Source organism: Arthrobacter sp. B0427-1-12, from assembly GCF_059092905.1.
In genome coordinates this window covers 362,020-377,201 of record NZ_JBNHIC010000001.1, presented here as the reverse complement: position 1 = coordinate 377,201, position 15,182 = coordinate 362,020, and the positions used below count along the sequence as shown (strand labels likewise).

Annotated in this window: 14 protein-coding genes; 5 read left to right on the top strand and 9 right to left on the bottom strand. The window is 68.8% G+C overall.

Annotated elements, in window-relative coordinates; translation table 11 throughout:
* Position 1: 1 nt before the first annotated feature.
* From AC5RWU_RS01920 to AC5RWU_RS01895, 6 genes are all read right to left on the bottom strand, one after another.
* The gene (locus AC5RWU_RS01920; protein ID WP_494031016.1) at positions 2–1,147 is read right to left on the bottom strand and encodes an ABC transporter substrate-binding protein; all 1,146 of its coding nucleotides are present in this window, start codon (positions 1,145–1,147) and stop codon (positions 2–4) included.
* Positions 1,137–2,531 carry a sulfate adenylyltransferase subunit 1 gene (locus AC5RWU_RS01915; protein WP_494031015.1) on the bottom strand — a complete coding sequence of 465 codons (1,395 nt, stop codon included), beginning with the start codon at positions 2,529–2,531 and terminating at the stop codon, positions 1,137–1,139. The genes AC5RWU_RS01920 and AC5RWU_RS01915 overlap by 11 nt, the downstream gene beginning before the upstream one ends.
* Positions 2,531–3,583 carry a sulfate adenylyltransferase subunit CysD gene (cysD, locus tag AC5RWU_RS01910; protein WP_494031014.1) on the bottom strand — a complete coding sequence of 351 codons (1,053 nt, stop codon included), beginning with the start codon at positions 3,581–3,583 and terminating at the stop codon, positions 2,531–2,533. Before cysD ends, AC5RWU_RS01915 begins: the two co-directional genes overlap by 1 nt.
* The gene (locus AC5RWU_RS01905) at positions 3,580–4,323 is read right to left on the bottom strand and encodes a phosphoadenylyl-sulfate reductase (RefSeq protein WP_494031013.1); all 744 of its coding nucleotides are present in this window, start codon (positions 4,321–4,323) and stop codon (positions 3,580–3,582) included. The genes cysD and AC5RWU_RS01905 overlap by 4 nt, the downstream gene beginning before the upstream one ends.
* A complete protein-coding gene (locus tag AC5RWU_RS01900) occupies positions 4,320–6,104 on the bottom strand; it encodes a nitrite/sulfite reductase (protein ID WP_494031012.1) in 1,785 nt (594 codons plus the stop codon). Before AC5RWU_RS01900 ends, AC5RWU_RS01905 begins: the two co-directional genes overlap by 4 nt.
* Positions 6,105–6,199: 95 nt before the next feature.
* Positions 6,200–6,973 carry a sirohydrochlorin chelatase gene (locus AC5RWU_RS01895; protein ID WP_494031011.1) on the bottom strand — a complete coding sequence of 258 codons (774 nt, stop codon included), beginning with the start codon at positions 6,971–6,973 and terminating at the stop codon, positions 6,200–6,202.
* A gap of 90 nt (positions 6,974–7,063) precedes the next feature.
* Between AC5RWU_RS01895 and AC5RWU_RS01890 the strand changes: the two genes are divergently transcribed.
* Together AC5RWU_RS01890 and AC5RWU_RS01885 are read left to right on the top strand one after the other, a co-directional pair.
* A complete protein-coding gene (locus tag AC5RWU_RS01890; protein WP_494031010.1) occupies positions 7,064–7,705 on the top strand; it encodes a trimeric intracellular cation channel family protein in 642 nt (213 codons plus the stop codon).
* A gap of 91 nt (positions 7,706–7,796) precedes the next feature.
* Complete coding sequence (locus AC5RWU_RS01885; RefSeq protein ID WP_494031009.1) at positions 7,797–8,216, top strand: hypothetical protein; 420 nt, start codon at positions 7,797–7,799, stop codon at positions 8,214–8,216.
* Positions 8,217–8,273: 57 nt separating this feature from the next.
* On the opposite strand, the gene AC5RWU_RS01880 is transcribed toward AC5RWU_RS01885, so the two are convergent.
* From AC5RWU_RS01880 to AC5RWU_RS01870, 3 genes are all read right to left on the bottom strand, one after another.
* A complete protein-coding gene (locus tag AC5RWU_RS01880; protein WP_494031060.1) occupies positions 8,274–9,320 on the bottom strand; it encodes a polyprenyl synthetase family protein in 1,047 nt (348 codons plus the stop codon).
* Positions 9,321–9,386: 66 nt separating this feature from the next.
* Entirely contained in the window at positions 9,387–10,721 is a 1,335-nt protein-coding gene (locus AC5RWU_RS01875) for a geranylgeranyl reductase family protein (RefSeq protein WP_494031008.1), read from the bottom strand.
* Positions 10,722–11,495, bottom strand: coding sequence for a demethylmenaquinone methyltransferase (locus AC5RWU_RS01870; protein ID WP_494031007.1), 774 nt, complete (start codon positions 11,493–11,495; stop codon positions 10,722–10,724).
* A gap of 95 nt (positions 11,496–11,590) precedes the next feature.
* Here AC5RWU_RS01870 and AC5RWU_RS01865 point away from each other — a divergent pair, with 95 nt between their 5' ends.
* The 3 genes from AC5RWU_RS01865 (at position 11,591) to AC5RWU_RS01855 (ending at position 15,123) form a co-directional block, all read left to right on the top strand.
* The gene (locus AC5RWU_RS01865) at positions 11,591–12,484 is read left to right on the top strand and encodes a LysR family transcriptional regulator (RefSeq protein WP_494031006.1); all 894 of its coding nucleotides are present in this window, start codon (positions 11,591–11,593) and stop codon (positions 12,482–12,484) included.
* A gap of 311 nt (positions 12,485–12,795) precedes the next feature.
* On the top strand, positions 12,796–14,226 hold the full coding sequence (locus tag AC5RWU_RS01860; RefSeq protein WP_494031005.1) for an isochorismate synthase: 1,431 nt from the start codon (positions 12,796–12,798) through the stop codon (positions 14,224–14,226).
* 105 nt (positions 14,227–14,331) lie between these two features.
* Positions 14,332–15,123, top strand: coding sequence for an ABC transporter substrate-binding protein (locus AC5RWU_RS01855; RefSeq protein WP_494031004.1), 792 nt, complete (start codon positions 14,332–14,334; stop codon positions 15,121–15,123).
* Positions 15,124–15,182: the final 59 nt, after the last annotated feature.

Below are 15,182 nucleotides of genomic sequence, written 5' to 3'. Positions count from 1 at the left end.
CCTACTCGGTGCCCAGGCCGGCGGTGGACAGGGGTTCTTCCCCGGTTTCCGCCAGCACTTGGTTGAGCAGCGACAGATCAAGGATTCCCGCAAGGTCCGATTCCTGGGTGGTGCCGGCAGTGACTCCGTCCTCCAGCAGCTGCGCCAGCACCGTGGCGTGCGGGTCCTGGGTGAAGCGGATGTTGGCCAGCGAGCGGTCGATCACGTCCTCCGCCAGCGGTTTCCCGGGGGCGGCCTCCAGGCCGGCGTTGATGGCCGCGGCAGCCTCGCCCTTGCTGGTCTCCAGTGTGTTGTTGAGCCATTCCACGGACCGGCGCTCGCCTTCGACCAGGTCCTTGACCTGCTCCGGGTGGCTGTCCAGGTACTCTTTGTTGACGATCAGCAGGGTTGTGGTGAAATCGCCGTCCGGCCACAGGTCCTTTTCGTCCACCAGCACCTTGGCGCCGCCTTCCAGCACCAGCCTGGAGGCCCACGGTTCGGGAACCCAGGCTCCGTCGATCTTCCCGTCCAGGAACAGCTGCAAGGTCTGCGCGTTCTCGGTCGGGTTGATCGTCACGTCGCCGCTGCCCGCGGTCGATGTCCGCAATCCCTGCTCCTGCAGCCAGACCCGCAGCGCCACGTCCTGGGTTCCGCCCAGCTGCGGCGTGGTCAGGGTCCGGCCGCGCAGCTCCTCCGGTGTATCAATGCCCTCGCGCACCACCAGCTGGGCTCCGCCCGAGGCGGCGCCGGCGACGATCCGGACGGATTCGCCTCCGCTCTGCACGAAGGAGTTGATGGCGGGGTTGGGGCCGACGAACGCGGCGTCGATGGCGCCGGCGTTCAGCGCCTCCACGGCCGCCGGTCCGGCGTTGAAGACCTGGGTGCTGAGCTTGGTGCCGCCCAGGGCTTCGGCGAAGAATCCCTGGTCAACCCCGACCACGGCCGGAGCATGGGTGACATTGCCGAAGTAGCCCAGCCTGAGTTCTGCGGCGGCGCTCGGGGCGGTCGTCCCGCCGGATTCCGCTGCCGCCTGCGGACCGCGGGATGCTGCGCTGGAAGCTGCCACCGCTCCCGCGGCAATGGCCGCTCCGAGCCCGAGGGCCAGGACAATCTCGGTGGTGCGGCTGCGCAGGAGCAGCCCTTTCCGGAGAGTCTTCTTAGCTGTCATGGCGCACGTTTCCGCTCCGGCGGACCAGCCCGGCCGCCAGCGTGTTGCCGTCCGCCGGATCGATGACCAGGAAGGCTCCGGTCCTGCGGTGAACCGCGTAGTCCTCCACCGGCAGCGGGGCGGCGAGCCGGATCTCGACGGAGCCAATGTCGTTCAGTTCCAGGGACGACGCCGGTCCGCCGGTGTAGGAGGCCGGGTCGAGTTTCGCCGTGATCGCCTGGACCAGGCCCTGCACCGTGCGGGTGCCGTGCTTGACCAGCACGCGGGCGCCGGGCTGCAGCGGCCTGGGCGAGAGCCAGGTCAGCTCGGCGGCGATGTCCCGGACCGGTTCGACGCTGCTGTCCGCCGCCGCGATCAGGTCCCCGCGGGCCACGTCCAGGTCGTCGGCCAGCCGCAGCACCACGGACTGCGGCGCGAAGGCCTCCCCGGCCGAGGTGCCGGCGCAGTCGATGCCGGCCACCGTCGTCGTCCGTCCCGACGGCAGGATGGTGACCCGGTCCCCCACCCGCACGGTGCCGGAGGCGATCTGCCCGGCGTAGCCGCGGTAGTCGCGGAAGGCCTCCGCATCCAGCCCGGGCGCCAGCGCGCCCTGCGGGCGGATGACGTTCTGGACCGGGAAGCGGAAGGAGTCCAGGTCCTCCAGTTCGTCGAGCGAGGGCAGGGTTTCGAGCACCTCCAGCAGCGCCGGGCCGGTGTACCAGGGGGTGCGGGCCGAGCGCTCCACGACGTTGTCGCCGTCAAGGGCTGACACCGGAACCACCGTGGTGTCCGCCAGCCCCAGCCGGGCGGCGAGGGCGTGCACCTCGGCGGCAGCGGCGTCGAACACGTCCTGGCTGAAGTCCACCAGGTCGATCTTGTTGACCGCCGCCACCACGTGCGGCACGCGCAGCAGGTGCGCCACGGCCAGGTGCCGGCGGGTCTGTTCCAGCACGCCCTTGCGGGCGTCCACCAGTACGACGACGGCGTCGGCCGTGGACGCGCCGGTCACCGTGTTCCTGGTGTACTGCACGTGTCCGGGGCAGTCGGCGAGGATGAAGGTGCGCCGGTCCGTGGCGAAGTAGCGGTAGGCCACGTCGATGGTGATGCCCTGTTCACGCTCGGCCCGCAGCCCGTCGGTCAGCAGCGCCAGATCCAGGCGCTGGACGCCGTCTGTGGTGTCGGCACCCGCGGCGCCGCCGAAGCCGCGCTCGGCGGAGGTGCGGGCCACGGCGGCCAGCTGGTCGGCCAGGATCGATTTGCTGTCATGGAGCAGGCGGCCCACCAGGGTGGACTTGCCGTCGTCGACCGAGCCGGCGGTCGCGAACCGAAACAGCGAGGCGGACGGGAGGGCGGGCCGGGAGGCGGGATCGGTCAGTGGTGCAGCGGCTGCTGTCTGGAGAGTCATTAAAAATAGCCATCTTTCTTGCGGTCTTCCATGGCGGCTTCGGAAATGCGGTCATCGGCCCGGGTGGCACCGCGTTCGGTCAGGGTGCTGAGTGCAACTTCGCGGACAACGTCGGCGACTGTCGCTGCGGCGGATTCCACCGCGCCGGTGCAGGACATGTCCCCCACCGTGCGGTAGCGGACCGTCCGGGTGATCACGTCCTCGCCGGGCTTCGGCTGGGAGAATTCCCCGACCGCCCGCCACATGCCGTCGCGGCGGAAGACCTCGCGTTCGTGCGCGTAGTAGAGGGAGGGAAGCCCGATCCCCTCGCGCTCGATGTAGCGCCAGATATCCAGCTCGGTCCAGTTGGAGATCGGGAAGGCGCGGACGTGCTGGCCGACGGTGTGGCGGCCGTTGTAGAGGTTCCACAATTCCGGGCGCTGGTTGCGCGGATCCCACTGCCCGAACTCGTCGCGCAGGGAGATGATCCGTTCCTTCGCCCGGGCCTTGTCCTCGTCGCGGCGGCCGCCGCCGAAGACGGCGTCGAAGCGGTTGCCCCGGATGGCGCCCAGCAGCGGCTGGGTCTGCAGCGGGTTGCGGGTGCCGTCGGCACCTTCGGCGAGCCGGCCGTCGTCGATATAGTCCTGGACGCAAGCAACCACCAGTTTCACGCCCAGCCGCGCCACCGTCCGGTCCCGGAAGTCGATGACTTCCGGGAAGTTGTGCCCGGTGTCCACATGCACCACGGGGAACGGAATGCGCCCGGGCCAGAAGGCCTTGGCGGCCAGGTGAAGCATGACGACGGAGTCCTTGCCGCCGCTGAAGAGCAGGGCGGGGCGTTCGAACTCGGCGGTGACTTCGCGGATGATGTGGATGGATTCGGATTCGAGGGTGTCGAGTTGAGACAGCTTGGCACGCGCGGACGTGTGCTTCGCTGCGCCGTCACGGCGCTTAGACACGGCTCCTCGTTCCTCGTCGCCGCGATGCGCGCCTTTCGACGGCACAGCTGGGCTCACGGACTCTGCCTCGTCAGCGTCGAAAACCTCGATGAACTCTGCTGTTGGGTGGGTCATTGGTGGATTCCGCATTCTGTTTTGGTGAGGCCTGCCCAGCGGCCGGAACGGGGGTCTTCGCCCGGGGCAACCGGGCGGGTGCACGGCCGGCAGCCGATGGAGGGGTAGCCGTTGGACAGCAGGAGGTTCACCGGCACCTGGTGTTCGCCGGCGTAGCCCAGGAGCTCTTCGAAGGTCCAGGCGGCCAGCGGGTTGACCTTCACCAGTCCGTGGGCCTGATCCCAGCTGACCAGCGGCGTGTTGGTCCGGGTCGGAGCCTCGTCCCGGCGGACGCCGGTGAACCAGACCTCGTAGCCGGCCAGTGCTTTTTTCAGGGGACGCATTTTCCGCAGGTCGCAACACAGCGCCGCGTCGCGGGACCACAGGTCCTGGCCGTGGGCGGCGTCCTGCTGGGCCACGGTCTGTTCCGGCAAGACGCCGACCACGGTGACGTCCAGCTGGGCGGCCACCTCGTCGCGGGTGATGTGCGTTTCGGTGAAGTGGTAGCCGGTCTCGAGGAACAGGACGTTGACGCCGGGCAGCTGCCCGGCCACCAGGTGCGGCAGAACCGCGTCCGCCATCGAGCAGGCCACCGCGGTGCCCCTCACAGAGAAGTTCCGCGCCACCCAGGCCACGGCCTCGGCTGCGGATGCCTCGGACGGCGTCGGATTGTCCCCTGCCACGGAGCCCAGTTCACGGGCTCCGGCTGCGGCAAGTTCCCTCAGCTCGGCCTCGGACCGCCTGCGGGTCTGCGTGCTCATTGCAGTGCTCCTTCCTCGGCCCGGTGCGCCCACTGGGCGAACGTTTCGGCGTCGTTCCGGTCCGCCACAAACCGCCGCACGACGCGTTCCACGTAGTCCGGCAGCTCGTCCGCCGTGACCTTCAGGCCCCGGACCGTGCGGCCCAGGCCGGCCTCCGCGCGGTCCTGGGAGGCCAGGCCGCCGCCCAGGTGGACCTGGAAACCCGGTTCCTGGCCGCCGTTGCCGTCCGGCAGCAGCTGGCCCTTCAGTCCGATGTCCGCGGTCTGGATCCGGGCGCAGGAATTCGGGCAGCCGTTGAGGTGGAGGCTGAGCTGCTCCGGCAGCAGGCCGGCGTCGTTCAGATCCGCCAGCCGGCGCTCGAGTTCGGCAATCGCGGTGGCCGCTGTCGCCTTGGTTTCCACGATGGCGAGCTTGCAGAATTCGATGCCGGTGCACGCGATGGTGGAGCGGCGGAAGACGGACGGGCGGGCGGTCAGGCCCAGTCCCTCCAGGTCCGCCAGCAGCGGTTCCACCCGGTCCTCGTCGAGGTCCAGCAGCACCAGCTTCTGGTGCGGAGTGGTCCGCAGCCGGTGCGAGCCGTGGGCTTCCAGCAGGTCCGCCAGTTGGGTCAGGAGGGTCCCGGAGACCCGGCCGACCGTCGGCGTGACGCCGGCATAGAGCCTTCCGTCCTTCTGGCGGTGCACGCCCACGTGGTCGCCCGGCGCCGTCGGCTTCGGGGCGGCGGGGCCGTCCGGCAGCGGAGCCTCGAGGTACTCGGTCTCCAGCACCTGGCGGAAGCGTTCCGGGCCCCAGTCCGCCAGCAGGAACTTCAGGCGGGCCTTGTTGCGCAGGCGGCGGTAACCGTAGTCGCGGAAGATGCTGGTGACGCCGAACCACACCTCGGCGGCGCGTTCCGGCGGAACGAAGACGCCCAGGCGTTCGGCCAGGCGCGGATTGGTGGACAGCCCGCCGCCGACCCACAGGTCGTAGCCGGGCCCCAGGTCGGGATGCACCACGCCGATCAGGGAGAAATCGTTGATCTCGTGGACCACGTCCTGGCTGGGGTGGCCCGTGATCGCCGTCTTGTACTTGCGCGGCAGGTTGGCGAAGCTCGCATCGCCGATGTAGCGCTCGGTGATTTCGCGGATGGCCGGCGTCGGGTCAACGATCTCATCGGCGGCGATACCTGCCACCGGCGAGCCCAGGATCACGCGCGGCACGTCACCACAGGCCTCGGTGGTGTGCAGGCCCACGGCCTCCAGCCGCCGCCAGATCTCCGGAACGTCCTCCACCCGGACCCAGTGCAGCTGGACATTCTGCCGGTCCGTCAGGTCCGCGGAGTCCCGCGCGAATTCGGTGGAGATGCCGCCGATGGTCCGCAGCTGGACGGTGGTGAGGGCGCCGCCGTCGATCCGCACCCGCAGCATGAAGTACCTGTCCTCCAGTTCGTGCGGCTCGAGCGTGGCGGTCTTGCCGCCGTCGATCCCGGGCCGGCGCTGCGTGTAGAGGCCCCACCAGCGGAAGCGGCCATGCAGGTCCGTGGGGTCGATCGAGTCGAACCCGCCCTTGGCATAGACCTGCTCGATGCGCTCGCGGACATTGAGCCCGCCGTCTTCCTGCTTCCAAACCTCGTTGGCGTTCAGCGGGGCGGTGCCGTCGATGGCCCATTGGCCGTGGGGTTTCGCCGCGGTGCGGGTGGGTTTGGAGGGTTTGGATATCGGAGAGGATTCGCCTGGCTGCGGGCCGGTGAGCCCGGGATCCGTCGGTATGGCTTTCCTAGCGGCTGCTACTGGAGGAGTCATGCGAGAGACTGTAGGCGCGTTCCGGCCGGGCCTCCAAGCATCCGAACGGGCCCGTTAACGCGGGGACACAGGGCGTCACACCGGGTGGAGGCCCGTCATGTTCCCTCATTTTCCGTCATGTTCCCCGTTCCCTTGACTTCCGCTGACATTCCGGCCAGGAGTGCGGCGGCTTCCTCAAAGCGTTCCACGGCAATCTGGGCCACGGTGTCATCGGCCGCCTGGGCCGCCGCCGGCAGCAGGGCTGCACTGACGACGTCGGCGCCCGCCTTCGCGAGCTGGTCATGGAAATAGCCGGGAGCCAGCAGGTACGAGGCGATGGCTGTCCGGCCGGGTCCCTCGGCACCGGCTGGCGATCCGGCGACGGCACGTACCGCGTCCGCCACGGCAGGCTCCGCGCTCGCCCCGTAGCCCACCGCAACGGTGCCGCTGTGCAGCGCGCGCAAATAGTCGGCCATGCGTTCAACATCCCCGGCCGCAGCGGGATCCGACGATCCGGCGGCGGCCAGCACCACGCCGTCGTCGTCCGCTGCCCCCGCCTCTTCCAGCCGCCGCCGCAGCAGCTGTGCCAGCCGGGCATCCGGCCCCAGCGGCCTGGCCGCCACGGTCTGCGGACGGTCCGCCACCGCCGCCGCAATGTCCACCCGGACGTGGTATCCGACGGAGAGCAGCAGCGGCACCACCACCGCCGGTGTGCCTTCCGGAAGGCGCGCAACGACGTCGGGCAGGGAAGGTTCCTGCACGTCCACGTAGGCTTCGCGCACGTCGAGCCCGGGGCGCAGGTTCCGGATCCGGTCCCGGAGCCGCTCGATGGCGGCGGCGCCCTCCGCGTTCCGGGTACCGTGCGAGCAAGCGATCAGGATGGGATTCATGGGCCGAGTCTAGCGAGGGTATCCGCCCGCACCCCGGCGCTGCATCGTAACGTTGGAACCGAATGGAAGGCTCACACGACGGACGGTTACATGGACCTCAACATCAACCTCGCGCTGGTACTGGACCTGAGCGGAGTCTTCTTCTTTGCCGTATCCGGATCCATGCTCGCCGCCCACAAGGGTATCGACCTCGTGGGCTCCCTACTGCTCGGCTCGATGGCGGGACTGGGCGGCGGCATCGTCCGGGACCTGGTCATCGGCACCGTGCCGGCGGCGTTTTCCAATCCGCTGTATCTTGCCCCGCCTGTCCTGGCCGCCGTCCTGGTCTACTTCCTGCTGTCCGGCTTCGAGCGGCTCGGCAAGCTGCTGACCCTGTTCGACGCCGGCGGGCTGGCCCTATTCTGCATGACCGGGGCGGTCAAGGCGCTGGACGCGGGCCTGAACCCCGTGGCTGCCGCCCTGCTGGGGGTGACGACGGCAGTCGGCGGCGGCCTGCTGCGTGACGTCGTCGCCAACGAGGTACCGGCCCTGTTCAATCCGCGCGACATCTACGCCATCCCGGCGTTCATCGGCTCCGCGCTAGCCATAGCGGCCTCGCTGGCTGGCTGGTTCAATGCGCTCGTCGGTGTTCTGATCGCCGTTGTTGTCTTCGCACTGCGCGTCGCGGCGCTGCATTTTGCCTGGCACGCGCCGCTGGCCGTGCGCAGCCGGGACCGCAGCGACCCGGTGTAATCGGGGCCGCGTCCGTGGGACCGCCGCGGCCCGGATAGGATGCCTAGTAGCGCCACTCGAACGATCTGGGGAGACTGACTTGGGAGAGCTCATGACTGAAATGTTTCTGGAAAAGTTCCGGGACTTGGTTCCTAAGTACCTCGAGGACGCATGGCACGAAGAGGACGGCATCCCGGCGGACGAGCTGGACGAGGTGCTCTCTGAACACGACCTCAGCATTCCCCTGGTGCTGCGCGAGTTCTACCTGGCCGTCGGCGGCTGCGATGACCTGATGGAGGCCTACCACTTCTTCTGGGATCCGGAGGAGCTGGAGATCGAGGACGGCTTCCTGATGTTCCTCGAGGACGAGGACGAGGCTTTCACCTGGGGCATCCGCGAAGATCAGCTGGACATCCCGGACCCGATCGTGTGGCGCCGGAACAACGCCAAAGGCACCTGGGTCAGCGAAGAGGGCACGTTCAGCGAGTTCGTCTTCGACCTGTTCGAGTGGGTTTTCGAGGAGGAGGACTGACCGGCGGCCTTCACCGGGGCCGGCGTCTTTCACCGGGGGTGCCGGGAGGCTGGGAGGCTAGCTCTCCCGGGAAACCACGGCCTCCGCGAAGCTGGCCAGGGCGGCCTTGACCACGCCCTCGGGCAGCGGGTCCAGGGCGGCCACCGCATCGTCGGCCCACTGCCGGGCAACCGCCCAGGCCTCGGCGGTCTGCGGGTGCTCCCGCACGGCCTCCACCGCAGCAGCGAGGGCTTCATCGGAGCTCAGGTCCGCGTCCACGAGCTCGAGCACCTGCGCGGCCGATTCGTCGCCGGCGGCAGCGGCCCGCCGCAGCAGCAGGACCGGCAGGGTGGGCACGCCTTCGCGCAGGTCGGTGCCCGGCACCTTGCCGGATTTGACCTTCACGCCCGTCACGTCGATCACGTCGTCCGCCAACTGGAAGGCAATGCCCACTTTCTCGCCGTAGGAGCGCATGACATCGATGACGTCCCGCCCCGCGCCGGCGAACAGCGCGCCGAGGTGCCCCGAGGCGGCAATTAGGGAGCCGGTCTTGTCCGCGATCACGGACAGATAGTGCTCAATGGGATCCTGGCCTTCGCGCGGGCCGACGCTCTCATGCAGCTGGCCCAGGACCAGCCGCTCGAAGGTCCGGGCCTGGATGCCCAGCGCCTCGCCGCCCAGCTCGGAGACCAGGATGGAGGCGCGGGCAAAGATCAGGTCCCCGGCCAGGATGGCCACGGAATTGCCCCAGACTTCGTGTGCCGTGGGCGCCCCACGGCGGAACGGCGCCGAATCCATGACGTCGTCATGGTACAGCGTGGCCAGGTGGGTCAGTTCGACGACGACGGCGGCCTTGACCACTTCCGCGGAACCCGGCTCGCCCAAGTGTGACGCCAGGATGGTCAGCAGCGGACGGATCCGCTTGCCCCCGGCTTCCATCAGATGGCGGCTCGTAGCATCCGCCAAGGGGTCCGAGTGGGCGATCGCCTCGCGCAACTGCTTCTCCACCCGCGCCAGGCTCGTGGAGACGGCCGGCCCCAGCTTCGGGTCCTCGGCGATGAGGGCAAAACCTGCCGGCAGACGCAGTCCGGTCGCGATGGCGCTGGTCGCCAGGTCCAGCTGCATGGACTCGTGCAGGCCGTGGCCGGCAGCGGTCCAGCTGGCGTTGGTGGGTTCAGTCACTGTTCAACACTAACTAATCGTTGGGGCAGGTTGCTTGTTGGTGCCGCCGGAAACTGCGGTCTGGTTGCTGGTCGCCGGGGCGAGCTGTTCCAACAAATGGATAACTCTATCCTCAAAACCGCGGCCGCCGGGATCGGTAAGATTCGCCAGCATCCGCACCACCAGGCGCATCAGCACTGGCATCGGCATGCCGGTCCGCAGGGCCAGCTTCATGACCTGCGGCCTGCCGATCAGCCGGGCGAAGACCCGGCCCAGCGTAAAGTGGCTGCCCCACTGTCCGCGGACGACGTCGGCGTAGCCGGCCAGCAGGTGCTCATACGCCTGGCTACCGGCCAGCGAACGCGCCCGTTCCGCGCGTTCGATGATCTCCGCGGCGTAGCGCGCCGACTCCATGGCGTAGGAGATGCCCTCGCCGTTGAACGGACTGACCATGCCGCCGGCGTCGCCCAGCAGCAGCAGTCCCGGACTGTAGTGCGGCGTCCGGTTGAACCCCATGGGCAGCGCCGCGCCGCGGATCTGGCCCACCTGGTTTTCCGCCGTGAAGCCCCATTCGGCGGGCATGCCCGCCGTCCATTTGCGCAGCACCTGCCGGTAGTCCAGCTTGCCGAATTCCTTCGAGGAGTTCAGGATGCCCAGCCCCACGTTCGAGGTGCCGTCGCCGACCCCGAACACCCAGCCGTAGCCGGGCAGCGGATTGCCGGCGGCATCGGGCAGCTCCAGCCACCCCTCCATCCAGTCGTCGTCGTGCCGCGGGCTGGTGAAGTAGGTGCGCACCGCCACACCCAGCGGGCGGTCGTCGCGCTTTTCGATGCCCAGCGAGAGTGCGGTCCGCGCCGAATTGCCGTCGGCCCCGAGCACGACATCGGCCCGGAACTCCTTGGTCCGGCCGGTTTTCCTGCCGCTTTCGTCCAGCAGGTTGGCGGTGACGCCAACTACCCTGCCGGCGTCGTTCCTGAGCGCGCCGGTTACCGAGTGCCGTTCCAGCACGACGGCGCCCGCGGCCTGGGCGTGCCGGGCCAGCTCCTCGTCGAAACCGAGGCGCGTGCGGATCAGGCCGTAGTGCGGGAAGTCCGACGAATCCGCCAGCTCGGCCCAGGGCAGTTCGAGCGTGCGGCCGCCGGCGATCAGGCGCAGTCCCTTGTTCCGCCGCCAGCCGGCCGGTTCCTCGTGCGGGAGCCCCAGCAGTTGGATCTCGCGGACCGCGCGCGGCGTCAGCCCGTCGCCGCAGACCTTTTCCCGGGGGAATGCCGTCTTCTCCAGGACCGTGACCTCGATGCCGGCCTTGGCCAGGTAGTACGCAGCAGTGGATCCGGCGGGGCCGGCTCCGACGATAAGGACCGACACTTAGATGACTGCCCTTGTGCTCCGGTGGCGCAGCCTGATCTGCGGCGGCGCTTCGCTCCTGCCGGCCGCGCCCTTGCCGGCGAAGGGCTTGACCGCGCGGTGCACGGCCACGATGCCGCCGGTCAGGTTCCGGTAGGCCACATCGGTCCAGCCGGCTTCGGCCAGCCAGGCACCCAGCTCGTCCTGGTTAGGCCAGGCGCGGATGGATTCGGCGAGGTAGATGTAGGAGTCCGGGTTGGAGGAGATCCGGCTCGCGATGGCCGGCAGCGCCCGCATGAGGTATTCGGTGTACATGGTCCGCCAGACCGGCACCGTGGGATGGGAGAATTCGGCGATCACTACCCGTCCGCCGGGTTTGGTCACACGCAGCATTTCCGCCAGGGCCTTCTTCGGCTCGTTCACATTGCGCAGGCCGAAGGAGATGGTGGTGGCATCGAAGGAATTGTCGGCGAACGGAAGGTTCGTGGCGTCCCCGGCGATGAAGTCGATGTCCGGGCGCCGGCGCTTGCCCACCTTGAGCATCCCCAGCGAGAAGTCGCAGGCAACGACGTCGATCCCGGCGTCGGCGTATGGCTCCGCGGAGGTGCCGGTTCCGGCCGCCAGGTCCAGGACCCACTGGCCGCGCTTGGCGCCCACGGCGTCGAAGACGATCCGGCGCCAGCGGCGGGTCTGTCCGAGGGACAGGACGTCATTGACGACGTCGTATTTGGGCGCAACGTCATCAAACATTGCGGCAACTTCCTCCGGACGCTTCTCCAACGATGCTCGGTTCACCCGTCCATTGTGTCAAAGTTTGACCCCGGCGCCGAAACTTCCAAGACGCTAGCCTTGGATCAAGAGCAGGCACCAGCACCGGCAGGGGACGGACCGTGGAACTCAGATGGGTCGAGGCGTTCATCGCCGTCGCCGAGGAACTGCACTTCGGCCGCGCCGCCGAGCGGCTCCGGATGGCCCAGTCCCCGCTGAGCCAGACCATCCGCAAGCTGGAAAAGCACCTCGGCGTCGATCTCTTCGAACGCAACACTCGCACGGTCTCGCTGACGACGGCGGGACACGCCTTCCTGCCGCATGCGCGCCGGATCATGGAGGAGCTTGATCTGGCCCGGCGCGCGGCCCGCTCGACCGAATCGCAGGTCTACGGCAACGTCCGGATCGGCTTTTCCGGTTCAATGAACCATCACACCGTGCCGCCCCTGACCGTCGCGGTGCGCCAGCGCCAGCCGGAGATCGACCTGACGCTGGTGGGCCAGGTCATGACCGCGGACGGGCTCCGGATGCTCCGGCGCGGCGAACTGGACCTGGCCTTCGTCTGCCTGCCGGTCAACGCGCCCTTCGCCGCCACCCGGCTGATCGCCAATGAGCCGCTCGGCGCCACCCTGCCCAGCAGCCACCCCCTGGCCGGGGCGGACGAAATCGAGCTGAAGGACCTGTCCGACGAAGGCTTCATCACCTTTCCCGCGAGCCAGGGGTCCGCGCTGCGGGAAAGCATGATCACCGCCTGCGCGGGGGCAGGCTTCCGGCCGCACATCGTGCAGGAAGTCATGGATCCCTACACGATCCTGTCCCTGGTGGCCAGCGAAGCGGGCATCTCGCTCATGCCCGCCCCCGTGGCCAACATCATGCCCCCGGGGTCCGTACTGGTGCCGCTGGATGCCAGTGTTCCGCCGCTGCGGGCGGGGATCGCATGGAATCCGGAACACGTCACCCCGGCACTGGCGGCCGTGCTGTCGATCGCCGAAGACATCCTCCCCACCCCCAGATAGCCCACCCCTTCCCGCGAAACCTCACTTTTTGCGGATATTTGCCCGCATTTTCTGCAGAAAGTGAGGTTTCGCGGGGCGGGGGCTGGCCATCCGCCAGGTGGTCCTGGACGGCAAGGACCAGGCCCGCGCCGTTGCCGAAGCCCTCGCCGCAGTCCCGGCCGAGGCCGGGCGCCGGTGACGGTCTGACTGCGTCCGCTCCGCGCTTTTCCCGCTCCGCTCGTCCTGGCTCCGCACCCCCGGCCCGGCTCCCCGGCCCCGCAGCCGCGCCGGTGCCGGACCAGTGGGGTGCCCGGAGTAGGCTTTAAGCCACTATGACCACCCTGCGTTCCCTCACCATCCCCCTGGGCCAGCTGCCCTCCGCAACCGGCCTCCTGGATTATCTGGTGCGGGACGAGGCCCTGTGCTGGATCCGGCGCGGCACCGGGCTCCTGGGGTTCGGCGAAGCTGCCCGGTTCACCACCACCGGCCAGGACCGGTTCGAGTCCGCCCAGCAGTGGTGGCGTACGCAGCTGGCGGAGGCCGACGTCGTCAATCACGTCGGCGGGCCGGGCACCGGTCCACTGGCCTTCGGCTCCTTCGCCTTCTCCTCGACGTCGCCGCATGAGTCCCGGCTGATCGTGCCGCAGCTGGTGCTGGGCAGCAGCCCCGGCACGCCGGGGCCGGCGGATGCCGGCCCCGAGGCGGTCGACGGCGACCCGGCCGGCCGCACCTGGCTCACCTACCTGACGTACGACGACGGCGCCGAGCTGACGGCCGAAGCCGCTCAGGCCGCGCTCGCGGGCTACCTTGAGGCGGCCTCCGCCGAGCGCGACAGCAGCTCCGGCAGCGGGGCAGGCGGCGACAGGCTGGCCGGCGGAAGCCTCACCGAAGCGGAATGGATGCGTGCAGTCGGCGAAGGCGTCCGCCGTATCCGCGCCGGCCGGCTCAGCAAGCTGGTGCTGGCACGGGACATCGTGGCCCGGCTCGGTTCGCCCATCGCCACCGCACAGGTGCTCCGTGAACTGGCCGTCCGCTACCGCGACTGCTGGACCTACAGTGTGGACGGATTGATCGGCTCCACCCCGGAAATGCTGATCAAGGTGGAGGACAATGTGGCGCGCGCCCGTGTGCTGGCGGGCACGCTGGACCGCACCGCGGTGAACAAGACCACGGGTGAATCCGACGCCGAATACGCGCTGCGGGTGCTGGCCGGCTCGGAGAAGCAGCAGCATGAACACCAGTTCGCGATCGAATCGCTCACGCGGCAACTCGAGCCGTTCACCCGGTCCATGACCTCGCACAGCGAACCCTTCGTGCTGGAACTGCCCAACGTCTGGCATCTGGCTTCCGACGTCACCGCCGAGCTGAGTCCGGTGGCCGGCAACGGTGTTCCCCCGGCAGGCGGGACCACAGCGGCAGGCGGGACGGCCGCGGCCGCCAGCGTGCCGACGTCGTTGGCCCTGGCCGCAGCCCTGCACCCCACCGCCGCCGTCTGCGGTACGCCGACCGACTCCGCCGCCCGCGTCATCCTCGAACTGGAGCATATGGACCGCGGGCCCTATGCCGGACCGGTGGGCTGGATCGACGGCGCCGGGAACGGGGAATGGGGCATCGCGCTGCGCGGGGCCGTGCTTGAGGACCCGCGCACCGTCCGGCTCTACGCCGGCTGCGGCATCGTGGACGGGTCCAGCCCGGAGGCCGAACTCGCGGAAACCTGGAGCAAGTTCCGGCCCATGATGGAGGCCCTCGGAGTCCGGCGCTGAAAGTTTAACCAGCCACCCGCACAAATGGCCCGGCAGACGTTGTACCCTTTTGTATCTGAGATTACGCACCGGTAATTTGCGCCCACCACTTCAAGGAAATAACAGATGCAGCTCAATGCACGCTCCTCCGCCAGGCTGCTGGCCGTCCTGGCCGCCGGCGCCCTGGCCTTGACCGCCTGCGGCGGCGGGTCCGAACCGGCAGCCACGAACGAATCGGGCGTCGCCCTGATCAACGAGGGCGCCCTGACCATGTGCTCAGATATCCCCTATAAGCCGTTCGAGTTCGTCGAGAACGGCGAGAATGTCGGCTTCGACGTGGATCTGGCCAAGGAATTCGCCGCGGACCTGGGCGTGGAGCTGCAGATCATCACCACCGCCTTCGAGGCCATCCAGTCCGGCACGGCACTGAACACGGACCAGTGCGATGTCGCCGTCTCCGGCATCTCCATCACGGATGAGCGCAGGACCGTCATGGCATTCACGGATCCGTACCTGGACGACAACCTGGCCCTGATGGTGACCAAAGACTCCGGCATCCAGTCCATCGCGGATCTGCAGGGCAAGATCGTCGGCGTGCAGGACGCCACCACCGGCAAGGCCTACGCCGAGGAACAGGGGCTGGAAACCCGGGTCTTCGAGGACACCGGCCTGGTCCGCACCGCCATCGAGACCGGGCAGGTGGACGCTGTCATCAACAACATCTCGGTGAACGCGGACGCCGTCTCCAGCAACGAAAACCTGGAACTGGTCGAGGAATACGAGACCGGCGAACAGCTCGGCGCCGCCGTCAAGCAGGGCAACACCGCCCTGCTGGATTCGCTCAACGGCACCCTGGAGCGCCTGGAGAGCAGCGGCCGGCTTGAGGAGCTCAAGAGCACCTGGCTCGGCACCAACTAAGCAAGCGACAGCGCATCAACAGTCCCGAGGCCCCGTGCACAGCAATCCACCAGTGCGGG